This is a genomic window from Ruegeria faecimaris (genome assembly GCF_900182615.1).
GTDB lineage: Bacteria > Pseudomonadota > Alphaproteobacteria > Rhodobacterales > Rhodobacteraceae > Ruegeria > Ruegeria faecimaris.
In genome coordinates this window covers 654,732-677,386 of record NZ_FXTE01000001.1, presented here as the reverse complement: position 1 = coordinate 677,386, position 22,655 = coordinate 654,732, and the positions used below count along the sequence as shown (strand labels likewise).

Annotated in this window: 20 protein-coding genes; 13 read left to right on the top strand and 7 right to left on the bottom strand. The window is 55.7% G+C overall.

The genetic code is table 11. The features are described from left to right. The first annotated feature begins 52 nt into the window (after nt 1–52). Nucleotides 53–1,015, top strand: a complete 963-nt coding sequence (locus tag FN806_RS03385; RefSeq protein ID WP_142634015.1) for a DUF808 domain-containing protein — start codon at nt 53–55, stop codon at nt 1,013–1,015. Between the two features lie 58 nt (nt 1,016–1,073). Here the strand turns inward: FN806_RS03385 and tkt are convergent, their stop codons facing one another. Continuing rightward, nucleotides 1,074–3,098: a transketolase gene (gene tkt / locus FN806_RS03380; protein ID WP_142634013.1), complete on the bottom strand. Its 2,025-nt coding sequence runs from the start codon at nt 3,096–3,098 to the stop codon at nt 1,074–1,076. A gap of 236 nt (nt 3,099–3,334) precedes the next feature. Between tkt and FN806_RS03375 the strand changes: the two genes are divergently transcribed. From FN806_RS03375 to FN806_RS03365, 3 genes are read left to right on the top strand one after another with little or no spacing between them, the layout of a single operon-like run. Next, a complete protein-coding gene (locus tag FN806_RS03375) occupies nt 3,335–4,081 on the top strand; it encodes a coiled-coil domain-containing protein (protein WP_142634011.1) in 747 nt (248 codons plus the stop codon). Then, on the top strand, nt 4,081–4,476 hold the full coding sequence (locus FN806_RS03370) for a cell division protein ZapA (protein ID WP_142634009.1): 396 nt from the start codon (nt 4,081–4,083) through the stop codon (nt 4,474–4,476). The genes FN806_RS03375 and FN806_RS03370 overlap by 1 nt, the downstream gene beginning before the upstream one ends. 5 nt (nt 4,477–4,481) lie before the next feature. Continuing rightward, the gene (locus tag FN806_RS03365) at nt 4,482–4,826 is read left to right on the top strand and encodes an MliC family protein (RefSeq protein ID WP_246097133.1); all 345 of its coding nucleotides are present in this window, start codon (nt 4,482–4,484) and stop codon (nt 4,824–4,826) included. On the opposite strand, the gene grxD is transcribed toward FN806_RS03365, so the two are convergent. The 6 genes from grxD to FN806_RS03335 form a co-directional block, all read right to left on the bottom strand. Continuing rightward, the gene (grxD, locus tag FN806_RS03360; protein ID WP_142634005.1) at nt 4,827–5,189 is read right to left on the bottom strand and encodes a Grx4 family monothiol glutaredoxin; all 363 of its coding nucleotides are present in this window, start codon (nt 5,187–5,189) and stop codon (nt 4,827–4,829) included. Between the two features lies 1 nt (nt 5,190). Continuing rightward, nucleotides 5,191–5,466 carry a hypothetical protein gene (locus FN806_RS03355; protein ID WP_142634003.1) on the bottom strand — a complete coding sequence of 92 codons (276 nt, stop codon included), beginning with the start codon at nt 5,464–5,466 and terminating at the stop codon, nt 5,191–5,193. A 238-nt stretch (nt 5,467–5,704) separates the two neighbouring features. Next, complete coding sequence (locus FN806_RS03350; RefSeq protein WP_142634001.1) at nt 5,705–5,941, bottom strand: BolA/IbaG family iron-sulfur metabolism protein; 237 nt, start codon at nt 5,939–5,941, stop codon at nt 5,705–5,707. A 134-nt stretch (nt 5,942–6,075) separates the two neighbouring features. After that, entirely contained in the window at nt 6,076–8,235 is a 2,160-nt protein-coding gene (gene purL, locus FN806_RS03345; protein ID WP_142635129.1) for a phosphoribosylformylglycinamidine synthase subunit PurL, read from the bottom strand. A 234-nt stretch (nt 8,236–8,469) separates the two neighbouring features. Then, nucleotides 8,470–10,719, bottom strand: coding sequence for a mechanosensitive ion channel family protein (locus tag FN806_RS03340; protein ID WP_142633999.1), 2,250 nt, complete (start codon nt 10,717–10,719; stop codon nt 8,470–8,472). A gap of 277 nt (nt 10,720–10,996) precedes the next feature. Then, nucleotides 10,997–11,902, bottom strand: coding sequence for a LysR family transcriptional regulator (locus tag FN806_RS03335; protein ID WP_142633997.1), 906 nt, complete (start codon nt 11,900–11,902; stop codon nt 10,997–10,999). Nucleotides 11,903–12,071: 169 nt separating this feature from the next. On the opposite strand from FN806_RS03335, the gene FN806_RS03330 reads away from it, so the two are divergent. From FN806_RS03330 to FN806_RS03290, 9 genes are all read left to right on the top strand, one after another. Continuing rightward, nucleotides 12,072–15,491 (top strand): indolepyruvate ferredoxin oxidoreductase family protein, encoded by a 3,420-nt coding sequence (locus tag FN806_RS03330; protein ID WP_142633995.1) that lies wholly within the window; start codon nt 12,072–12,074, stop codon nt 15,489–15,491. A gap of 78 nt (nt 15,492–15,569) precedes the next feature. Continuing rightward, nucleotides 15,570–16,448: a lysophospholipid acyltransferase family protein gene (locus tag FN806_RS03325; RefSeq protein ID WP_142633993.1), complete on the top strand. Its 879-nt coding sequence runs from the start codon at nt 15,570–15,572 to the stop codon at nt 16,446–16,448. 8 nt (nt 16,449–16,456) lie between these two features. Next, a complete protein-coding gene (murI, locus tag FN806_RS03320) occupies nt 16,457–17,266 on the top strand; it encodes a glutamate racemase (protein WP_142633991.1) in 810 nt (269 codons plus the stop codon). A 94-nt stretch (nt 17,267–17,360) separates the two neighbouring features. Beyond that, nucleotides 17,361–18,389, top strand: coding sequence for an N-acetyl-gamma-glutamyl-phosphate reductase (gene argC / locus FN806_RS03315; protein ID WP_142633989.1), 1,029 nt, complete (start codon nt 17,361–17,363; stop codon nt 18,387–18,389). A gap of 7 nt (nt 18,390–18,396) precedes the next feature. Next, on the top strand, nt 18,397–18,843 hold the full coding sequence (gene ccmE, locus FN806_RS03310; protein ID WP_142633987.1) for a cytochrome c maturation protein CcmE: 447 nt from the start codon (nt 18,397–18,399) through the stop codon (nt 18,841–18,843). Nucleotides 18,844–18,964: 121 nt separating this feature from the next. After that, nucleotides 18,965–19,576: a holin-associated N-acetylmuramidase gene (locus FN806_RS03305; RefSeq protein WP_142633985.1), complete on the top strand. Its 612-nt coding sequence runs from the start codon at nt 18,965–18,967 to the stop codon at nt 19,574–19,576. Then, the gene (locus tag FN806_RS03300) at nt 19,567–20,145 is read left to right on the top strand and encodes a holin family protein (RefSeq protein ID WP_142633983.1); all 579 of its coding nucleotides are present in this window, start codon (nt 19,567–19,569) and stop codon (nt 20,143–20,145) included. Before FN806_RS03305 ends, FN806_RS03300 begins: the two co-directional genes overlap by 10 nt. Before the next feature lie 75 nt (nt 20,146–20,220). Further along, complete coding sequence (locus tag FN806_RS03295; RefSeq protein ID WP_142633981.1) at nt 20,221–22,185, top strand: heme lyase CcmF/NrfE family subunit; 1,965 nt, start codon at nt 20,221–20,223, stop codon at nt 22,183–22,185. Continuing rightward, nucleotides 22,182–22,640 carry a cytochrome c-type biogenesis protein gene (locus tag FN806_RS03290; protein WP_142633979.1) on the top strand — a complete coding sequence of 153 codons (459 nt, stop codon included), beginning with the start codon at nt 22,182–22,184 and terminating at the stop codon, nt 22,638–22,640. Before FN806_RS03295 ends, FN806_RS03290 begins: the two co-directional genes overlap by 4 nt. Nucleotides 22,641–22,655 lie beyond the last annotated feature (15 nt).

Below are 22,655 nucleotides of genomic sequence, written 5' to 3'. Positions count from 1 at the left end.
CGTCGGATCGGGTAGGGTCCCTTGGCGACAGGTGAGATGAGAGGAAACACGCATGAGTGGTTTGTTGGCACTGTTGGATGATGTTGCTGGCATAGCGAAGGTTGCTGCGGCGTCAGTGGACGATGTGGTCGCTGCCGCCGGCAAGGCCGGGGCCAAGACTGCGGGCGTGATCATCGACGATGCAGCAGTTACTCCGAAATATGTGCAGGGCTTTGCCCCGGCGCGGGAATTGCCGATCATCTGGCGCATTGCGCGCGGCTCGATTTTCAACAAGATTATTCTGCTGTTGCCAGTCGCTTTGTTGCTGGCCAATTTTGCACCCTGGTTGATAACGCCCTTGTTGATGCTTGGCGGGTCCTATTTGTGCTTCGAAGGGGCAGAAAAGATATTTCACCTGCTTTTCCCTCATGGCAGCCACGTCATAGATGAAGATATGAAGGTCAAAGACCCGGGCCATCTGGAAGAGCAGAAGGTCAAGGGTGCGATCAAAACCGATTTCATCCTGTCCGCCGAGATCATGACAATCGCCCTGGCCGCCATCGAGGCACCGAATATCTGGATGCAGGCGGCAACGCTGGCCGTTGTTGGACTAGGTGTGACCCTAGCCGTTTATGGCTCGGTCGCCTTGATCGTGAAGATGGACGATGTGGGCCTTTTCCTGGCGCGGAACGCACCAACGCCGATCGGGCGCGGATTGGGGCGTGGATTGGTTAAGGCGATGCCGGTTGTCATGAAAGTGCTGTCGATTGTCGGCACAGCTGCGATGCTGTGGGTTGGCGGCTCGATCATCATTCACGGGCTTGAGGTTCTGGGTTTTGGCTGGTTGGGGCATCAAATCCATGACATGGCCTATGCAGCCGGGCATGCGGTTTCGGCGCAATGGGAAGGTGCCGTGGAGTGGATTTCCAAAGCCACGATGGATGGCATATTCGGACTGGCCTGGGGGTTCGTGCTGATCCCGATTGCAACCAAGGTGGTCGCGCCGATTTTGTCTCGGAAATCTGAAACGCATTAATCAGAAAACGAAAAGGGCGGCGCAAGGCCGCCCTTCGCTTGATGTTTGAAATTGGGAATTACAGCTCCAGCAATTCCTTGACCTTTGCAACTGTGGCCTCGGCAGTGATGCCGAAATGTTTGTACAGTTCATCAGCGGGCGCAGACGCGCCAAAGCCCGACATGCCGATGAAGCCCGCCTTGGCGTCACGGCCGCGTTCACCCAGCAGCCAGCGGTCCCAGCCTCCGGCGCGGACGGCGGCCTCGATGCCGACACGGACGGCTCCACCGGGCAGAACCCGCTTGCGATACGCTTCATCCTGCTCGGCGAACAGTTCCATGCATGGCATCGACACGACGCGCGTGCCAATGCCCTCGGCCTCGAGCATCGCCTTGGCTTCCATCGCCAGCGACACTTCCGAACCGGTTGCGATCAGGATTGCCTGACGCTTGCCTTCGGCTTCGGCAAGAACATAGCCGCCTTGTGCAGTCAGGTTTTTGGTTTTGTGATCCTTGCGTACGGTCGGCACGCCTTGGCGGGTCAGAGACAAGACCGAAGGGCTGTCCTTGAAGGTCAGCGCCAGTTCCCAGGATTCCGCTGTTTCAACGGCATCCGCCGGGCGGAAAACATAGGTATTCGGTGTCGCGCGTGAGATCGCCAGATGCTCGACCGGCTGGTGGGTCGGGCCGTCTTCGCCCAGACCGATCGAGTCATGGGTCATCACAAAGACCGTGGGTATCTTCATCAGCGCTGCAAGCCGCATCGAGGGCCGCGCATAGTCGGTGAACGCCATGAAGGTACCGCCATAGGGGCGGATGCCGCCATGCAGCGCCATACCGTTCATCGCGGCGGCCATGCCGTGTTCGCGGATACCATAATGGATGTACCGACCCTTGCGGTTTTCCGGCAGGAACACGCCCATATCGGCCGATTTCGTGTTGTTCGAACCGGTCAGGTCAGCAGAGCCGCCAATAGTTTCCGGCATGATCGGATTGACCGCGTTCAGAACTTTCTCGGACGAGGCACGGGTGGCCAACTTGGGCTGATCTTCCGACATCTGCTTTTTGAACGAGCGGATGGCCCCGGCCAGCTTTTTGGGTGCCTCGAACGCATAAGAGCGGTTGAACTCGGCCTGTTTGCGTTCAGAGATCTGCGCGAAACGCTCCTCCCACGCAGAACGCTCGGCTGCGCCGCGCGAACCGATTGCTTCCCAGACTGATTTGACATTTGCCGGGACTTCGAAGGCGCCATGCGGGGCGGCATAGGCCTCTTTGGCCGCTTTCAGCTGTTCCTGATCGGTCAGGGCGCCGTGGCCTTTCGAGGTATCCTGCGCGGCGTGACCCAAAGCAATATGGCTTTCACAGGCGATCATGGTCGGCTTGTTTGACGATTTCGCCTTGGTGATGGCCTCGTCGATGGCCTGCGGATCATGACCATCAATCTCGATGACCTGCCAGCCCGAGGCGGCAAAACGTTTCACCTGATCGGTCCGGTCAGCTATGTCGACCGTGCCGTCGATGGTGATGTTGTTGTTGTCCCAGAACACGATCAGCTTACCCAGCTCGTGACGGCCGGCCAGCGTGATGGCCTCTTGGCTAACGCCTTCCATAAGGCAGCCGTCGCCCGCGATGACATAGGTATAGTGATCTACGATCTTCTTGCCGTAATGAGCGCGCTGGATTTCCTCGGCCATGGCAAAACCAACGGCGTTCGAGATCCCCTGACCCAGCGGGCCGGTTGTGGTTTCGATCCCGTTGACAAGGAAGTTCTCGGGGTGACCTGCAGTTTTTGCGCCCAGCTGACGGAAATTCTTGATCTGTTCCAGCGTAACGTCAGCGTTCCCAGTGAGATACAACAGCGAATAGATCAGCATCGAGCCGTGACCGGCGGACAGGATGAACCGGTCGCGGTCGGGCCAGTTTGGGGCCGAGGCGTCGAATTTAAGGTGCTTTTCGAACAGTACAGTCGCGACATCGGCCATGCCCATTGGCATACCGGAATGGCCGGAATTGGCGGCGGCGACGGCGTCGAGGGTCAATGTGCGGATGGCCGCAGCTTTGTCCCAGTGTTCGGGGTTGGCATTGCGCAGCGCAGTCAGGTCCACGGGTGTTGTTCCTTTGGATTACAGGCAGATGGCCGCTCAATACCATTCAGCCCTCAAAGTGCAAGTAGAACTGGGTGCTGCAGGGTTTTGCTGGATCAAGAATGTGACCCAAGTCGTTGAAAGCAAACAGTGGGTATTTTCGATGCCATTGGGTTAGACTAGGCCAAGACGCGAACAAGGTTGATTCGGATAACCTCGCGAAACAAAGGAACCTTGATAAAAAAGGTGGCAGGGGCATGAGCCAGATCGAAGAACTACAACGCCGTATTGTGGCCGCGATGGATCGGATTGGATCCGGCATTGCGACAATGGCGGAAGTTGGCGCAGGCAACAGTGGAGAAGATGACACTCTGCGTGTAGCTCTGGATGATGAGAGGGTTGCGAATGCTCAACTTGAAGAGCGTCTCAGATCATTAAAAGAAAGGCACGATTCCGAAGTCGATGCCATGCGCCTAGAAATCGAAGGCTTGCGCAATACGCCGTCTGATAGTCAGGAAAGTGCAGCGCTGCGCGAGCAACTCGAAGATGCCAGGGCACAGCTTACCTCGGTCGAAGCCGCACGGGCCGAGTTGGCAAGCGCAAAGGCAGCATTGGAAGATCAGGATGTTGTCGAAGAACTGAAAGCCGAAAATGCCCGTCTTCGTTCGGAATTGGCGGATAGTGAACGCGTGGCGGAACTCAGCGCTGAGTTAGAAATGCTGCGCGCCGAACGCAGTAGCCATGGCTCGGCGATGTCGCGTCTGGATGATGATCTGCAGCGCATGCGCAAAGCCAACGAACAACTACGAATGTCGGTCGAAGAGCTGCGCGCAGCTGCAGAAGACGGAATGACCGATGCGGATCTGTTGAATCGTGCCACAGCTGCCGAGCTTGAGGCAACGCGCGCAGCGCAGGCCACCGATGCGGCCGAAGCACATGCCGTGCTGGCCCGGTTGGAACCGTTGCTGTCTCAGGCGAAACTGGCCGAAGGAGAGGTGGAATAATGCCTGAATTGACCATTCAAATCGGGGGGCGCGGCTTTGAGGTTTCATGCCAGGAAGGCGAAGAGGTTTTCCTGCAAGCTGCTGCTAAATTGCTGGATGATGAAGCGCAGGTATTGTCGGATCAGATCGGTCGGATGCCTGAATCCCGGATGCTTTTGATGGCTGGATTGATGTTGGCAGACAAAGCCGCCGCCACGGGTGACAAGATCAACTCGCTGGAAAATAAGCTAGCGGAGGCCGAAGCCGAGCTTCGGAACCTGCGCAGCATGCCACAGCCCGAGCCGGAAAGAATTGAAGTTGCCGTGGTTCCACCTTCGGTCACTGACACCTTGGCAGAATTGGCTGCTCGGGCCGAGGCAATGGCGGTATTCATAGAAGAAAAGTCAACGAAATGATAAATATGCGTACTATTGCTATTGCGACTTTCATGTCTGTGTCAGCGCAGGTTTCCTGGGCTGGGATCGATATTCTGCCCGTCACATTTACTTGTGATAACGGCGTGCCTCTTGAGGTTGCCTATTTCAATGCCGAGGACGGATCCAGCGCGGCAGCCATGATGGTCGACAATAAGCTGGTGACTTTGCGCCAAGCTCAGAGCGGCTCTGGTATCCGCTATGAATCCGACGGAACAACTGGCACTTACATCCTGCGCTCCAAAGGCTGGGACGCCACGGTGAGCTTTCTGGCGACAGGTGCAGATGCCGCCAGCGAGCAGGTCTTATTGGGAAATTGCGTCAGCCGCTGATCAGGCGTTTGCTTCTCTGATTTTATCAGCGGCTTCCTTGTTGTAGCCGACACCGTTTTCGTCAAACAGCGTGTCCAATTCGCCCGACAGGGTCATCTCGGTGATGATGTCGCATCCGCCTACGAACTCGCCTTTGACATAGAGTTGCGGAACAGTCGGCCAGTCAGAATAGTCCTTGATCCCCTGACGCAAGCCTTCGTCGGCCAGTACATTCACGTCAGCAAATTCTACGCCCATGTAGTTCAGCACGCCTGCCACGCGCGAGGAGAATCCGCATTGCGGCATTTCCTTGGTGCCTTTCATATATAGCACCACATCATTGGCTTTGACGGTCTCATCGATCTGGGTTTTCACGTCGGTCATGTTACTTTTCCTTGTCATCCGCATCCGGGGCGGTCGTTTCATCCTGTGATGGGGCGGCGACCCATCCTTCCTTTTCCAGCCGTCGGTGTTCGGCCTGCGCCAGGGCCAGCGGATTCAGCCCGTATCTCTCGATGCCGTCAACCTTGCTGATTTCGTCCGGGTTTGGACGCATGTCGACCAGTTTACGCTTTCTGTTTCGCTTCACATAGGCCTCGATCAGCGCGGCGGCAACTATCAAAGCCGCGATTGCTGAAATCCAAGCCAGCCATGTACTCATTTTCTTGGAGCCATGGCTTTTGCGTATTGCTGCGGATCTCGGGTCACCCTCGCCACAGTCGGGTGTCCACCGCCCGGGCCGCCCGTATGCACGCCATGAGTTATTAGTTGATCTCCTTGGCCGGGTTCGCTTCCGCGAGCTTTCTTATTGGTACCGGGTAAAGAAGTTGATTGAACAACCAATATGCACCCAACCAGCGTCACCAAAGAGCAAATCCCGTAAATCCAGAAAGTCGTGCTCACTCAGGCACTTTCGTCGTCAGCGCCAACGCGTGCAAGTCGCCATCCGGGCCGTCCATCTTACCTTTGAGGGCTGCATAGACTGCTCGTTGCTGTTGCACCCGGTTTTTGCCACGAAAGCTCTCATCCACAACCATGGCCGACATATGTACGCCGTCGCTGCCGCCGACCTGAATGTCCGCATCGGGAAACGCGTCGCGCAGCAGGTTCTCAATCTCGTGGGCGCTCATCGGCATGTAGGTTTCTCCTGAAAGTCTTTCCCAAGATGTAGTGCGCCGGGGCGGGGCGCGCAAGGGTCAGATAAACGCCCCGAAATGACAAAAACCTGCACTTGTCAAAGTGCAGGTTTTCAGAAGCGCAGGCCCCAAAATCAGGCGACGGCTTCGGCGAAGCTGTTGCGGAAAGTGGCAGTCAGTTCATCAAGCAAGGCCTCAGAAGAGCCGATGCGGACGCTGTCGCCCGTGAACCGCCCGACCGATACCAGTGGAACGCCAGCCTGACCTGCGGCAATCATCAGGGCTTCGGCCTGGTCAAAGTTGCAGGCGACCAGATAACGGGCCTGATCCTCGCCAAACAGGAATTCGGTCGAGGCGTCGTCAAGCGTGATGCCGACGCCGGTTGCCTCGGCCAGTTCGAAGGCCGCCAATGCCAGACCACCATCGCCAAGATCGGTGCAGGCTTTGATCATCTCTCGGTTTGCGCGGATGAACTCTCCGTTGCGCTTTTCGGCGTCAAGATCGACATGCGGCGCGTCGCCATCTTCGCGGTTGAACACTTCGGCCAGAAGCGCGGATTGGCCCAGATGCCCCTGCGTTTCGCCGATGACCAGAGCCACGTGGCCGTCGCGGACCTCATTACCTATGATCTCGTCCGTGTGCGCCAGAAGGCCGACCGCTCCAATTGTCGGGGTCGGCAGGATCGCCTGACCGTCGGTTTCGTTGTAAAGCGACACGTTGCCGGACACGATGGGCATATCCAACGCTGCGACGGCCTTACCAATGCCTTGGATCGCGCCGACGAACTGGCCCATGATCTCGGGCTTTTCTGGGTTGCCAAAATTCAGGTTGTCAGTGGTCGCCAGCGGCAATGCCCCGACGGCGGTCAGGTTGCGGTAGGCTTCGGCAACAGCTTGCTTGCCGCCTTCAACAGGGTTAGCTCGCACATAGCGCGGGGTCACGTCACTGGTGAAAGCAAGAACTTTGTCGGTGCCGTGTACACGAACCATGCCGGCGCCCAGACCAGGCGTACGCACGGAATCGGCCATAACCATGGTGTCATACTGCTCGTAAACCCATTGCTTGCCCGCATAGTTGGGCGAAGCGAGCAGGGCGCGCAGACCGTCGATTGGGTCGATCTGAGGCACGTCGGCCAGATCTTCTGCTTGCGGTGTAGGCTCCCACGGGCGATCATATTCGGGCGCGGTTGAGGAGAGTTTGGATAGAACCAGATCGGCTTTGACCTCACCATTATGCATGATCAGAAAGCGATCTTCGGCGACGGTTTCACCCACGATAGCGAAATCCAGATCCCATTTATCGAAAACGGCGCGAGCCTCGGCCTCAAGCTCGGGTTTGAGAACCATCAACATGCGTTCTTGGGATTCCGACAGCATCATCTCATAGGCTGTCATGTTCTCTTCGCGCTGGGGGACGTTTTCCAGATCAAGCCGAACGCCCAGACCGCCTTTGTCCCCCATCTCAACTGCGGAACAGGTCAGGCCCGCCGCGCCCATATCTTGGATCGAGATCACTGCGCCGGTTTGCATCAGCTCCAGCGTCGCTTCCATCAGGCGTTTTTCGGTGAACGGGTCGCCAACCTGAACGGTGGGGCGCTTTTCCTCGATCGTGTCGTCAAATTCGGCGCTGGCCATGGTGGCTCCGCCCACGCCGTCGCGTCCGGTCTTGGCTCCAAGATAGACAACCGGCATGCCGACGCCCGATGCGGCTGAGTAGAAAATCTTGTCACTGTCAGCCAGCCCGGCTGCGAAGGCATTCACAAGGCAGTTGCCATTATAGGCCGGGTGAAAGCGCACTTCGCCGCCAACGCAAGGCACGCCGAAACAGTTGCCATAGCCGCCGATACCTTCGACCACGCCATTGACCAGCTGACGGGTCTTGTGGTGGCCGGGTTCACCAAAAGACAGCGCGTTCATCGATGCGATTGGGCGCGCACCCATGGTGAAAACATCGCGCAGGATACCTCCAACACCGGTGGCCGCACCTTGATAGGGTTCGATGTAAGACGGATGGTTGTGGCTTTCCATCTTGAAGACCACGGCCTGACCATCGCCGATATCGACCACACCTGCATTTTCACCCGGCCCGCAGATCACCTGGGGTCCAGAGGTGGGCAGGGTGCGCAGCCATTTCTTGGAGGATTTGTAGGAACAATGCTCGTTCCACATGGCCGAGAAAATGCCCAACTCGGTAAAGGTTGGCTCGCGCCCGATAATCTCCAGGATCATCTCGTATTCTTCGGGTTTCAACCCGTGCGCGGCAATCAGATCCGGTGTGATGGCGGGCTCTTGCATCGTTTGTCCTGTATCCATGGTGGCCGAGATTGCGGGCCTTGTAGGGCAAGGGCGCGTCTGTGGGAAGGGCCAAGTCAGCGCAGGGTCGAATAACGTCACCGGTATAAGTTAATTTCGAGCTTTTCTGCGCTTTGTGTGCCCAGAAAAAGAAACGGAACCGCGCCAGTGGCCGGTTCCGTCTATAGTATTTCCTGCCAGGTGGCCCAAAAGCCGCGTGGCGTCTGTATCTGGTCTTTAAGCTGGGGTTTCTCCCTTGTTGATCGAGTCCGCCGCAGCGGCCCCAACAGCAGCTTTTTGTTGTTCGGTAAGGTTCTCGGCCTCTTCCAGACCAGGAATTGCTACGCGAACTTCGCGGCGGGCAAAGTCGATGCCATTGGCATTGAACTCGGCCTTCACCCGGTTGAAGATTTCCTTGCGCAGCGTGAACTGCTTGCCCGGCTTGGCCATGAACTTGCCGCGGATGATCATGCCAACATCATCAAAGTCGAACACACCTTGCGATTTGAAGGGCTGCAAGAAGCCTTCTTTGTGAGTTTCGTCCGCCATCATCTCGGCGCCGATCTTCTTGAAGATCTTCTTGACCTTGTTGGGATCAGTGTCAAACGGCACGGTGAACTTTAGCTTCATGATCACCCAGTCACGGCTGAAATTGGTCAGCTTTTGAATCTCGCCATAGGGGATCGTGTGAACGGGCCCACGGTGATGGCGGAGCTGCATCGAACGGATCGAGATTTTCTCGACGGTGCCCATGGTGCCACCGACATCGACATATTCACCCACGCGAAACGCATCGTCGATAAGGAAGAAGACACCGCCGACGATATCAGCCACCAGCTTCTGAGCGCCGAAACCGATCGCGAGACCAAGGACACCGGCACCTGCCAGAAGTGGGGTGATGTTGATGCCCAGCGCGCCCAATGCGAGCAGGCCGAAGATGACCGCAATCGTGACTTGAGCCGTGATCCGCAGCAGGGGAAGAACCGTCGCCAGACGTGAACCGCCTGCGCCGCCACCCTCGCCACCGGCCTCTTCATCCAGCTCTTCTGCCGTTGTCTGTTCCTTGGCAAGACGACGGTTGATCCATAGTGAGACGACCTCGTTCAAGATGTATCCGACAGCGATGATCATCAGGAATTCGATAACCGTACCGCCAACGTCGGTTCCGATCCCGGCAGAGGCGACGTGTCGAAGATCAAGCTGCCAGACCCGTGCGATCATAAAGACCACAAACAGGCCCGCCAGCACGCGACCGATCCGGATATAGCTGCGCTTGGCTGATTTATAGGCGCGTTCGGCCAATGGTCCGTCGCCCAACATTGGGGGTTGAAGATGGCGCACTAGGCCACGGATCAGCGTATCAAGCGCTGGTGCGATCAGCAGCCAGAACATCGTCGTGAAATGTGGCCCTTTGCCAAGCAGGGCAAGTGTTCTGGGATCACGCTGTGCGATCAGGAATTCGACCAGGAACCATATCACCACCGAAACGCCGATAGCGAAGTAGGGATAGTAATGAGCGACCTTTTCATCGAATTTGGTGTGGTCCGGATCCGTGCCCAACATCATCTGAGACAACCCTTCGCGCGCGGTCCAAGCGATGATCCCAATGTATATATGGATGCCAGCGTTCAGCCAGAAACCGATACGCGTATCGGCCGGGGTGATACCGTTAAGCAAGTTGAACCGTACGATAAAGAGCGTGAGGCCGATCAATAGAAGAAGGCCAATCAGGTTGCGATGCAGATATTTGGCCCAATGATCGTCTATGTTGACCAACCGGTAATGTGGCTTTTTGGGCGCCAGCACAAAGCGTGAGGCGGCTGCGCCCAGACGCGGAATCCAAATCAGGTAGAAAACGAATGGGGCGGCATAGGTAAGCTGTTCTGTCGTCAGCAAGCCCCGTCCAATCGCCCGGATAACAACATAGAACACAACAAGTCCTGCGATTTCCCGGCAGAATCGGCGGAACAAGTAACGTACCGCGCTCCAAAGATCGGCATCAGAATTCCCATCGGGCTCTTCGTGCCATTTGCGGGTGAGAAACCCAAACAATTTCTCAGCAGCGTATCCGGCCACCAGAACTGCTAGGATCAACCCAAACAGGCCAAACACCCCGGTAGATCCGAATTTCGCTGAGAAATTGCTGAACGCCTCAACCTGGGCGCCGACGATATTTGGCAATGTGGTCAAAACCTGCGTCCAAGAGGTAACCATCTCGGCCCAGATTTCACTGATTTCGGTAAGCGGATCTTCATGGTTTTCGTTTGCTGCCGCCTGCTTTTCTGCAACCGCATCGAGCCGTTCCAGCAAAATGGCGCGAACCTGATCGTCGGACATACGTGCCACCAAGCCATCAACCTGATCGGGCGTCAGGTCCTCTGGAATTGTGACCGTAGACGACACGGCCCCACTGTCTTGTGCGTGTACTGGTACCGCAAGAAGAATGGCGGAAATCAACGCCAGTAATAGGCGGAGTGGATGGTGCATGAATTTTCCCTCGAACACGAATTTTTGATCTTTTACGGGATCATAGGCGCGGAGGTGGAAATTTCCCAGCAATTTTCGGCTGTTCGGTGTCACCGATTAAGTCAGGGCCAAAAAAAAGGCCGAGCACTAAGCTCGGCCGTAGTCCAACAGGGAGGTATGAAGATGATGAGCGTTACAGCATCACCGCCTTCGAGTGCTCATTTAGGCATCAGTTTGATAACGATCAAGGCGTTTCAGTGTGATAGTCCGTCATGTCCGCTATGACGTTGACGCATAGCTATAGTTTCCCCATTTTCTTCAGGTGTTTACGCTGCGCGATGATCTCGTCCTGCACAAAATCGCGGAAGGCTGCCACGCGTTTGGAGTGGCGTAACTCTTCGGGGTAGGCGAGATAAACAGGAACGTCTGCCGTTTCGATGTCTGAAAGTACCGGCAGCAGATGCGGGAAATCATGCGTGACATAATCGGGCAGCAAGCCAATTCCCAGATTGTGCAGTACGCCCTGCAAGACACCGAAATAGTTGTTCACTGTCAGCAACGACGCCGGGTTATAGGTCATCAGATGCCGTACCATTGCCGCACTGGCCCCTACTTGGGGGGCTGAGGGGGTCTGACAGATAAGTCGATGGCTCGAGATTTCTTCGAGGGAGGCAGGTTGACCGCTTTCTTTAAGATATTCCGGGGTAGCATAAAGCAGCATCTGTACTGTCATCAGGCGCTTGCGCACCAGATCAGCCTGGCTGGGCTCTTTCATACGGATGGCGACATCAGCCTCGCGCATTGGCAGGTCAAGAACGCGTTCCTCAAGCATAAGGTCAATATTTAGGTCCGGGTATTGTTCATACAGCTTTGGCAACCTCGGAGCGAGCCATAGAGTCCCAAAGCCAAATGTGGTTGTGACCCGCAGCACACCAAAGACTTCTTCTTCGCTGTCTCGTATGCGCGCGGCTGCCGCGTCCAGTCGCTTGGACATTGCCGAGGTGGCGTCGAACAGCAGCTCACCCTGTTCGGTCAGAATCAGACCGCGGGCGTGACGATGGAACAACGTCGAATCAAGTGACTCTTCCAATGCCCGAATTTGTCTGCTGACTGCCGATTGAGATAGGTTCAGCTTATCGCCTGCATGTGTCAGGCTGCCCGCATCTGCAACCGCGTGAAATATCCTAAGCTTGTCCCAATCCATCGCCGCAACTTTCGTTATCCTGCCGAACGCCTATATGAAATAGGTGACAACTTCCACATTCAAACGGCGAAATCCTTGCGTTTCAGAGGATAAGCTCTAGGCAGGTCAGTTATTATGACCTAATATGGAAGCAGATGAAGCACACTGATCTGACGAGGGGAGGCGTTTGATGAGTAAGCCACAAATTTCTTTGAACGACCGTTTCGACCTAAGCAAAAACACGGTTTTACTGAACGGCACTCAGGCGCTTGTGCGCCTTATGCTGATGCAAAAGGCGCGCGACACGAAATCGGGTCTGAACACTGCTGGATTGGTGACGGGATACCGCGGATCGCCTCTTGGAGCGGTCGACCAGCAGATGATGCGCGCGCAGAAACAGCTGACAGAAAGCGATGTCACTTTTCAATACGGTCTGAACGAGGATCTTGCGGCAACCGCGCTTTGGGGCAGTCAGCAGGCCGGGTTAAGGGGTGACGGCAAGTTCGATGGCGTCTTTGGTCTGTGGTACGGAAAAGGACCTGGTGTAGATCGGTCAGGCGACGTGATGCGCCATGCCAATATGGCAGGGACGGCGGCACATGGTGGCGTTCTGATGGCCATGGGGGATGATCACACGGGCGAAAGCTCGACCGTGCTGCATCAGTCCGAGTGGTCGTTGGTTGATATGTACATGCCAGTGGTCAGCCCGGCCGGAGTACAAGAGATACTCGACTACGGCGTTTACGGATTCGCGCTCAGCCGGTTCGCCGGTGTCTGGGTCGGCCTCAAGACCATGAAGGACACGATCGAGGTGACTTCGGTTGTTGATGGCAACCCCGATCGCATGAATGTCGTGGTGCCCGAGTTTGATATGCCCGAAGGAGGGCTGAACATCCGGCTTGGCGATACGCCTCATCTGCAGGAAGAGCGCATTATTGATTACAAGCGTTTTGCGGCTGAAACGTTTTCACGCGCTAACCGGATGGACAAACGTGTCTGGGGCAAACCCGGCGCAAAGATAGGTCTGGTGGCCGCTGGCAAGAACTGGCTGGACCTCACCCACGCGCTTTCCTTGCTGAATATTGATGAGGCCGAGGCCGAGCGCCTTGGCATCACGACCTATAAGGTCGGACAGACGTTCCCTCTGGATATGTCCGGATTTCATGACTGGGCAGAAGGTTTGGACCTGATTGTAATCGTTGAGGAAAAACGTAAACTGATCGAGGTTCAGGTTAAGGAAGCGATCTTTGACGACCGCCGTGGTCGACGAGTCTATGGCTGGTACAAGGGCGGTGCTGGGACGCTGCACCGGGAAGAGCTGTTTCCCACCCGCGGTGCCCTTGATCCGAACATGATCGCTGAAAAACTGGGCGGTATTCTGATTGAAGAAGGCCGTGATACCGACGGGGTCCGCGCAGGTTTGACCAAGCTGACCGAAGCGCGCCGGGCGGACAATGCCGAGGAAATAGCCTCGCGCCTTCCGTATTTCTGTTCTGGATGCCCGCATAACAGTTCGACCAAGGTACCAGACGGAAGCCGGGCCTATGCGGGCATCGGATGCCATTACATGGTTCAGTGGATGGATCGAAGCACATTTGGCTTTACTCAGATGGGTGGCGAAGGGGCAAACTGGATCGGGGAAGAGCCGTTCTCGACCACCAATCATGTGTTCCAGAACCTCGGAGACGGCACCTATAACCATTCCGGTGTTCAGGCGATCCGGGCAGCTTTGTCGGCGGGTACGAACATCACCTTCAAGATTCTGTTCAACGATGCAGTCGCAATGACGGGCGGGCAGGGCAATGAGGGTGATCTGACCGCCGAAAGGATCGCGGCCGAGGTCAAGGCTATGGGCGTCACACATGTCGCGCTGGTCTATGACGAAAAAGAAGATGTAAACTTCAAAGCCTTACCCGCAGGGGTAGAGAGCTTTGAGCGTGCCGAACTGATGACTGTGCAAGAGAAATTCCGCACCTATGAGGGCGTCTCGGTCATCGTCTATGTCCAGACCTGTGCCGCTGAGAAACGCCGTCGCCGTAAACGCGGAACCTTTCCCGACCCGGACAAAAGGGTCTTTATCAATACGGATGTCTGTGAGGGCTGCGGTGACTGCGGCATCCAATCGAACTGTGTTTCGATTGTTCCCAAGGAAACCGAACTTGGCCGGAAGCGCGCGATTGACCAATCGAGCTGTAACAAGGATTTTTCGTGTCTGAGTGGGTTCTGCCCCTCCTTTGTAACGCTGGAAGGCGCGAAGATTCGCAAAGAAGCGACGACCGAACTTGATCTGCCCGATCTTCCGATGCCCGAGCTGCCTGAAATCATGGGCACACATAATGTTGTCATTACCGGCATCGGTGGGACCGGAGTTGTCACGCTGGGGGCGATTCTGGCACAGGCGGCCCAGATTGACGGCAAAGGCGCTGGAATGATGGAGATGGCAGGCTTGGCCCAGAAAGGCGGTGCGGTTCATATTCATTGCCGTATTGCCAACCGGCCAGAAGATATCAGTGCAATACGTGTGGCAACGGGTGAAGCCGACACATTAATCGGTGGGGATTTGGTTGTGTCCGCCGGGGCCAAAACACTTGGCCTGACACGCTTGGGTCAGACCGGAGCGGTGGTCAACAGCCACGAAACCGTTACCGGCGATTTCACGCGCGACACTAAGTTTAGGATTCCTGGTGAGAGGCTGGAACTGGCACTGCAAGCACGATTGAAAGAAGATGTTTCCCTGTTTGATGCCACTGAGCTTGCGCGCGCAGTGATGGGAGATTCAATCTATTCGAACATGATGGTTTTTGGGGCAGCATGGCAGCGCGGGCTGATACCCGTCAGCCTCGATGCGGTGATTGCAGCCATTGATCTGAACGGAACGGCGGTAGAACGCAACAAAAGAGCCTTTGAGATCGGTCGTTGGGCGGTTTTACACCCGGAAAAAGTCGATGAGATTCTACGACCAAGTGTTTCCGACCTCCCGAAATCACCAGAGCAGGTCATCGCGTTCCGCGCCGATCATCTAACCCAGTATCAAAGCGCTCGTCTGGCGAAACGCTACCGCAAAATCGTTGACTCGTTTGAGGATGCAGAAATTCGTGATGCTGTCGCAAAAGGGTATCATAAGCTGTTGTCTTACAAGGACGAATACGAAGTGGCCCGGTTGTTACTGTCCAGTCGGGAGAAAGCCGCCGCCGAATTTGATGGCGAATTCAAAATGACTTTCCACCTTGCCCCACCGCTGCTTGGTGGCAAAGGACCAGATGGCCGACCCCGCAAACGGAGTTTCGGCGAATGGATGTTGAAGCCGCTGAAATTCATGTCTCGGCTAAAAGTTCTTCGAGGTACTCCGCTGGATATCTTTGGCTATAGTGTCGAACGTCGAATGGAGCGCGCGCTGATCAAGCAGTATGAGCGTGATCTCAAAGAGATCACTCCGCTGATTTCCATCCAAACAAAGGATGCCGTAATTTCGCTCGCTAAGTTGCCCTTGGATATCAAAGGTTTTGGACCCGTCCTTAAGGCGAATGAGGCGAGCGCCGCCAAACGCAGAGAGGAATTGTTGACCACGATACGGAACGGAGGACCTGAATTACAGGCCGCCGCCGAGTAATTCGTCACAACCGTGTCACGACAGCTAGGCAAAATTGTTACTTGCATTTAAAATGCAGGTACAAAACCGGAGATTTCCATGCCCTCGCGACGCCATGTTGCACGTGACATTTCTTATGCCTATTCCGCCGAAACCAAAAGCGGACGGATGGTCATCAAGCTTATGGAGAACACCACAGGCCGCCTGCGCCTTATCAGGCGTGCTGATGGGTACGAAAAAGACGTGGCCAACGGGCGAGATTTCTGGTCGGTCATGGTTGAGAGATACGGTTTGTCTCTGGATGTGGTTGGCGGGTCATTGTCTAATATTCCCCGTAATGGCCCTCTGATTTTGATTGCCAATCACCCATATGGAATTCTGGATGGGTTGATGATGGGGCACATGTTGTCCAGTACGCGTGGGGATTTTCGCATTCTGGCCAACCATGTGTTTCGTAAGGCAGAGGATCTGAATCGGGTCGTTCTGCCGATTTCATTCGACGATACAAAAGCTGCGATGAAGCAGAACCTGGAGACCCGCAAGAAAGCTTTGAACTATCTGGGCGAGGGCGGCGCGATTGGCATATTTCCCGGCGGTACCGTCAGCACAGGGGCAAAGCCTTTCTCGTACCCGATGGACCCGGGCTGGCGTGGCTTCACAGCGCGGATGGTTGCCAAATCAGACGCGACAGTTGTGCCGGTCTTTTTTGACGGTCATACCTCACGCCTGTTTCAGATCGCCAGCCATCTGCACAATACATTGCGCATGGGATTGCTGATCAAGGAATTCAAAAAACGCGTTGATACCCCGGTCCAGGTGGTGATCGGAGAGCCCATCGGCCGCGACGTTCTGGACCCGTTGGCCAAGGATACGCGCAAGATGATGGATTTCTTGCGCAAAGCAACGTATGAGCTGTCTCCAAAGCCACTAAAGTCTTATGACTATGGCTATGAATTTGAGGAACGGCATCGCGCCTAAAGGGGCAAATGGCAGTAGGCATTTTTGATTCTGGTTTGGGCGGTCTGACCGTTCTGAACGCCGCGCAGAAACGTCTTCCCGACGTTGATTTCCTGTATTACGCGGACAGCGCACATGCGCCTTACGGGGTGCGTGATGTAGAGAATATCTATGAGCTGACCCGGGGTGCGGTGAACGACCTCTGGAACCGGGGCTGTGATCTGGTGATTCTGGCCTGCAATACGGCCAGCGCTGCTGCTTTGCGGCGGATGCAGGAAGAGGGCGTGCCTCAAGGCAAGCGCGTCTTGGGCGTTTTTGTTCCTTTGATCGAAGCGCTGACTGAGCGGCAATGGGGCGACAACAGCCCGCCGCGTGAAGTCGCGGTCAAACATGTCGCTTTGTTTGCGACCCCGGCCACCGTATCCAGTCGCGCGTTTCAACGCGAATTGGCCTTTCGCGCGATTGGCGTAGATGTTGAGGCGCAGGCCTGCGGTGGGGTCGTTGATGCAATCGAGGAAGGCGACATGATCCTGGCCGAAGCGCTGGTGCGAAGCCATGTGGACGCCCTGAAACGCAAGATGCCAGAGCCTCAGGCCGCAATTCTGGGTTGTACGCACTATCCCTTGATGGCTGAGGCGTTTCAGAAGGCCTTGGGACCCGACGTTGAGGTGTTCAGCCAGGGTGATCTGGTTGCCGAAAGTCTGGCAGACTATTTGCAGCGGCATCCGAATATGCAGGGTGCGGCGAAGGGCGGCTATCTGACCAGTGGTAAGCCAGGCGTTGTCAGTGATCGCGCCACCCAGTTCCTCCGACGACAAATTACTTTCGAGGCTGTCTGACTTTGGTCAAAGACGCGGCCTGAAAGAACCCGTAATCCCATGACCGTCACAGTGGCGGGCATGAACAGTGGCATACAGTTTCAAGAGGTCCAAGATGACCCACAAAATCGCAATTCTGGGCGCTTCGGGTTATACCGGCGCTGAACTGGTTCGGTTGATCGCCGAGCATCCGAATATGGAAATCGCTGCACTTTCTGCCGAGCGGAAAGCCGGACAGTCGATGGCGCAGGTGTTCCCTCATTTGCGGCACCTGCAGCTTCCGGTTCTTGGCAAGATTTCGGAAATCGACTTTTCAGGGATCGACCTGTGCTTTTGCGCGCTGCCACATAAAACCAGCCAGGAAGTTATCCGCGATCTGCCGAAGGACCTTAAAATCATCGACCTGTCCGCCGATTTCAGGCTACGCGACCCTGAGGAATATGAAAAATGGTATGGCAACCCTCATGCGGCTTTGGAGCAGCAGGAGGAGGCCGTTTACGGCCTGACCGAGTTTTATCGCGATCAAATTCGCACGGCCCGCTTGGTTGCCGGAACAGGTTGCAACGCCGCTACCGGACAATATGTATTGCGTCCCTTGATTTCGGCCGGTGTCATCGATCTGGATGACATCATTCTGGACCTCAAATGCGCGGTGTCTGGTGCCGGGCGGTCGCTGAAAGAAAACCTGCTGCATGCCGAACTTAGCGAAGGGTATAACGCATATGCTGTTGGCGGTACGCATCGGCATTTGGGGGAATTCGATCAAGAATTTTCTGCCCTTGCAGGGCGCCCGGTCCAAGTTCAGTTCACTCCGCATCTAGTTCCGGCAAACCGGGGTATCCTAGCGACTACATATGTCAAAGGTGACCCCACGAGCGTTTATGAAGCGCTTGTGAAAACCTATGAAAGCGAACCATTTATCCAGATGCTGCCATTTGGCGAAACACCCTCGACCCACCATGTGCGCGGCTCAAATTTCTGCCATATCGGCGTGGCCAGCGACCGGATCGAGAGGCGCGCCATTGTGATCGGAGCACTGGATAACCTGACAAAAGGTAGCAGTGGCCAAGCCTTGCAGAACGCTAACCTGATGTTAGGTGAAGCTGAAACTGCGGGTCTGATGATGGCCCCACTTTTCCCATGAGGAACAAATGAAAACGCTCAAGAAACGTCGTCGCGTTCAAATCATCCTTCTGTCAATCGTTGCTTTGGCAGTGTCTACGGCGTTGATCGGATACGCTATGCAGGACGGCATCAATTTCTTCCGCTCGCCCAGTGAAGTAATGGCAGAGCCGCCAAAACCGACTGAAGTATTCCGGATCGGTGGTCTGGTCGAAGAGGGTTCGATCGTGCGGGGGCAAGGGGAAACCGTGCGTTTTGTGGTGACGGACGGTGGCGAAAGTGTGCCGGTCACGTTTACTGGGGTTTTGCCTGATTTGTTCTCGGAAAACCAGGGTATGATTGGTACCGGAAGCTACGTAAACGGAGTCTTTGAAGCCTCAGAAATTCTTGCGAAACACGATGAGACCTATATGCCAAAAGAGGTTGTGGACGCGTTGAAAGAACAAGGTATTTACAAGGAGGCCGGCGAGAGCTGAGCCATAGGCTTTGAGATCGGAATTCGGGCGTTGCGTGGATCGACATGCAGCGCCCTTTCTATTTTAGCTGTATTAACAGAATTGTCCGAGCGTCTGTCTGTCCCAAGTTGGAGAACAGTACATGCAGACGGTTCGGCAGATCGCGGAACAGATAGTTACGCGTGAAGGTGGTTTTGTCGATGACCCCGACGATCCGGGTGGAGCGACAAAATTCGGCGTAACAATCCATACCATGCGCAGATTGCAACTGGACCTGACGCAGGACGGGAACGTTGATGTATCCGATGTAAGGCGGCTGAGCCGGTCGCAGGCCGTTGAAATCTTTATCCGCCACTATTTCTCAAAACCGCGATTACACCTACTGCCTAACATTCTGCAGCCATCTGTTTTCGACATGTACGTGAATTCAGGCGTTCAAGCTGTTAAAATTATGCAATATTTGCTGCGTGAAATGGGGTATCATGTCGTCGTAGATGGCGTTGTAGGCCCGCAGACGGCGCAGGCTTGTAGTGCTGCAACTGAACCGGACCCTGTCGCGCTGCGGGATGCCTATGGCGTTGCCAGGAGAAACTATTATTTCCGGATAGCGGAACGGCGTCCAGCCTCTCGCAAATATGCTCGGTCCCGGTCTGGGGCAAAAGGTGGCTGGATACGACGCGCTGAGGAATTCCTGTCACCGACCTATCATCTTAGCGACGCAGAATTTCAAAGGAGGGTTTCTGAATGGGGCTGATCTCGGGGATATTTGCGTTCTTGTTTGGCGAGGGTCGGAATGTCGTGCGTGAAACAACCGAAGTCTTTCGTGAAAATGCTGAGCAGGGCGCTAAACGCGACCTGACGCGCCAACAGGGAGTACTGGAACAATATAGGACTGAGTTCGAGCGGGTTCAAAAAGGTGCATTTGACCGTTTTATGGACGGGCTCAACCGGCTGCCGCGCCCCGCCATGGCCTTGGGAACATTGGGGCTGTTTGTCGCCGCTATGGTCGATCCGCTTTGGTTTGCCGCTCGGATGCAGGGGATTGCGCTGGTGCCTGAGCCCTTGTGGTGGTTGTTGGGCGTGGTCGTCTCGTTCTATTTCGGCGCAAGACACCAGACCAAAGTGCAGGATCTGCAGCGAGAAATTTCGGCAACGATGACACGTACTCCGAAAGTTATGGAAAACATCGAAACACTGGCTGAGATGCGGGAACGTTTGATTGGGGTCGCTGATACTGGGACAGATGCAGGCTTGGCCGATGAGGTCCTAAAACCCGATTTCAACCCTGCGCTCGAGGATTGGCGGCGGGGTCGGTCGGCCTGACCCGCGACACTATGTGCGTCCGGCAGAGGCGAAAGTGATTGGTGATTGTCCCTCAACAGGAATATATGCGGGATCATGATTACAGAACTTGGTCACTTCGCGCTGATACTCGCCTTTCTCGTCGCCATCGTTCAGACGGTCATTCCGCTGATAGGGGCGGCGAAACGGTGGACTGGCTGGATGTCCTTTGCAGAAACCGCCGCTATTGCACAGTTTCTGTTAGTCGCCTTCTCTTTCGCGGCGTTGGTCTGGGCCTTTACCACCTCTGATTTCTCATTGCGGATAGTGGTTGAAAACAGCCATTCCGCCAAACCGATGCTGTATAAAATCAGCGGCACGTGGGGCAACCACGAAGGGTCAATGTTACTGTGGGTCCTGATCGTCGCAGTTTTCGGGGCCATGGCCGCTTTTTTTGGCGCAGGGTTACCTCCGACGCTCAAAGCGCGCGTGCTAGCGGTTCAGGCGGCCGTAGGGGTGGCGTTTTACGCTTTTATCCTGCTCACCTCGAACCCATTTGACCGTCTGATTATCGCCCCGTTCGATGGGCGCGATCTCAACCCATTATTGCAAGATCCAGGTTTGGCATTCCACCCGCCGTTTCTGTATCTGGGCTATGTCGGCCTGAGCATGGCATTCAGCTTTGCAGTGGCCGCGCTGATCGAAGGGCGCGTGGATGCCTCTTGGGGGAGGTGGGTGCGTCCCTGGACGCTGGCCGCATGGATTTTTCTGACTATTGGGATCGCGCTTGGATCCTGGTGGGCCTATTACGAGCTGGGCTGGGGCGGGTTCTGGTTCTGGGATCCGGTCGAAAACGCTTCTTTCATGCCGTGGCTATTGGCGGCAGCCCTGTTACATTCTGCTATCGTGGTCGAAAAGCGTGAAGCGCTGAAGAGCTGGACTATCCTTCTGGCGATTATCGCCTTTGGCTTTTCGCTGATCGGGACGTTCATTGTGCGATCGGGGCTTTTGACTTCGGTACATGCCTTTGCCAATGATCCTGAACGCGGCGTGTTTATCCTGATCATTCTTGTGGTCTTCATTGGCGGTGCGTTGACACTCTATGCGGCACGCGCGCAAGCGATGGAGGCCAAGGGCGTGTTTGGTATGGTCAGCCGCGAAAGCGCCCTGGTGCTGAACAACATTCTATTGGCGGTCAGCTGTTTCGTTGTGTTCTTCGGAACCTTGTGGCCGATGGTGGCCGAGATGGCATTTGATCGCAAACTCTCGGTCGGCGCGCCGTTCTTTAATGCGGCGTTCACACCGTTCATGGTTGCGCTGGGGATTGTATTACCGCTTGGTGCAATGCTTCCGTGGAAACGTGGAAAGCTTGGCAAGGCGGCGCATTCGTTGCGGTTCGCATTCCTTCTGGCGGTTGCGCTTGGCTTGCTCGTTTGGGTCATGCAGACCGGTCGCAGCGCATTGGGACCCGTGGGGCTGTTTCTGGGGGCCTGGATCACATTTGGCGCTATTGTGGACCTTTGGAGCCGTACTGGAAGAAAAAACAACCTGCAGCGTCTGTTCAGACTGCCCGGTGCCGATTGGGGCAAGGCTGCAGCCCATACCGGACTGGGGGTTACGATCTTTGCCATCGCCGGGCTGACCGCATGGGAGGTCGAGGATATCCGCGTTGCGCAGACGGGGCAGCCTTTCGAGGTTGGCCAGTTCACTCTGACACTTGAACAGGTTCGGAATGTCGAGGGGCCCAACTATTTCTCAACCACAGCCGATGTTAAGGTCGAACAGGCCGGTCGAACAATCGCAACACTGCATCCGGAAAAACGCGACTACCCAGTTTCAAGGATGCCAACGACTGAAGCTGCGATTGACTATCGGTTTCTCAGGGATCTTTACGTCGTCATTGGAGATCAGCAGGCAAATGGTGGCTGGGTCGTGCGGACTTATATCAAGCCTTTAGCGAATTGGATTTGGGGCGGGTGCCTACTGATGGCGCTCGGTGGCGTTCTTAGCCTGTGCGACAGGCGTTTTCGCGTTGCGGCAGGCGCGCGCAAGACGCCGACGCAGGGGGTTCCGGCGGAATGAAACGGTTTCTACTGATACTGCTTTTATTGGCAACGCCAAGCATGGCTGTCCAACCTGACGAGGTGCTTGATGATCCGATCCTGGAACAGAGGGCGCGGGATCTGAGTTCCGGCTTGCGCTGTCTGGTTTGCCGCAACGAAAGCATAGACGAAAGCAATGCAGGATTGGCCCGTGACTTGCGCCTGTTATTGCGCGAACGCCTGGTGGCCGGCGATACAGATGGACAGGCGATTGACTTTATCGTTGATCGCTACGGCGAATATGTTTTGCTAAGGCCAACAACGTCAGGATCGAACATCCTTTTGTGGCTGGCCGGTCCGATCATGCTTTTGATCGCTGTGGCGACTGGTTTCAGCTTTTTACGCAAAAGATCGGCGGAACAGGACCGAAGGGAAGGTGACGGCCTCCTTAGCGACGCCGAGAAAGAACGATTACGCGAAATCCTCAAAGATTGACCTTCGGTTCACCTT

Bases quoted from the DNA above. Each gene is read 5' to 3' on its own strand.
- FN806_RS03330 (WP_142633995.1), top strand. From the start codon at position 12,072: ATGAGTAAGCCACAAATTTCTTTGAACGACCGTTTCGACCTAAGCAAA.
- FN806_RS03340 (WP_142633999.1), bottom strand. From the start codon at position 10,719: ATGCACCATCCACTCCGCCTATTACTGGCGTTGATTTCCGCCATTCTT.
- grxD (WP_142634005.1), bottom strand. From the start codon at position 5,189: ATGACCGACGTGAAAACCCAGATCGATGAGACCGTCAAAGCCAATGAT.
- FN806_RS03335 (WP_142633997.1), bottom strand. From the start codon at position 11,902: ATGGATTGGGACAAGCTTAGGATATTTCACGCGGTTGCAGATGCGGGC.
- FN806_RS03350 (WP_142634001.1), bottom strand. From the start codon at position 5,941: ATGCCGATGAGCGCCCACGAGATTGAGAACCTGCTGCGCGACGCGTTT.
- FN806_RS03370 (WP_142634009.1), top strand. From the start codon at position 4,081: ATGCCTGAATTGACCATTCAAATCGGGGGGCGCGGCTTTGAGGTTTCA.
- ccmE (WP_142633987.1), top strand. From the start codon at position 18,397: ATGAAAACGCTCAAGAAACGTCGTCGCGTTCAAATCATCCTTCTGTCA.
- FN806_RS03385 (WP_142634015.1), top strand. From the start codon at position 53: ATGAGTGGTTTGTTGGCACTGTTGGATGATGTTGCTGGCATAGCGAAG.
- FN806_RS03325 (WP_142633993.1), top strand. From the start codon at position 15,570: ATGCCCTCGCGACGCCATGTTGCACGTGACATTTCTTATGCCTATTCC.
- FN806_RS03355 (WP_142634003.1), bottom strand. From the start codon at position 5,466: ATGAGTACATGGCTGGCTTGGATTTCAGCAATCGCGGCTTTGATAGTT.
- FN806_RS03375 (WP_142634011.1), top strand. From the start codon at position 3,335: ATGAGCCAGATCGAAGAACTACAACGCCGTATTGTGGCCGCGATGGAT.
- FN806_RS03305 (WP_142633985.1), top strand. From the start codon at position 18,965: ATGCAGACGGTTCGGCAGATCGCGGAACAGATAGTTACGCGTGAAGGT.
- FN806_RS03295 (WP_142633981.1), top strand. From the start codon at position 20,221: ATGATTACAGAACTTGGTCACTTCGCGCTGATACTCGCCTTTCTCGTC.
- murI (WP_142633991.1), top strand. From the start codon at position 16,457: ATGGCAGTAGGCATTTTTGATTCTGGTTTGGGCGGTCTGACCGTTCTG.
- argC (WP_142633989.1), top strand. From the start codon at position 17,361: ATGACCCACAAAATCGCAATTCTGGGCGCTTCGGGTTATACCGGCGCT.
- purL (WP_142635129.1), bottom strand. From the start codon at position 8,235: ATGCAAGAGCCCGCCATCACACCGGATCTGATTGCCGCGCACGGGTTG.
- FN806_RS03365 (WP_246097133.1), top strand. From the start codon at position 4,482: ATGCGTACTATTGCTATTGCGACTTTCATGTCTGTGTCAGCGCAGGTT.
- FN806_RS03300 (WP_142633983.1), top strand. From the start codon at position 19,567: ATGGGGCTGATCTCGGGGATATTTGCGTTCTTGTTTGGCGAGGGTCGG.
- FN806_RS03290 (WP_142633979.1), top strand. From the start codon at position 22,182: ATGAAACGGTTTCTACTGATACTGCTTTTATTGGCAACGCCAAGCATG.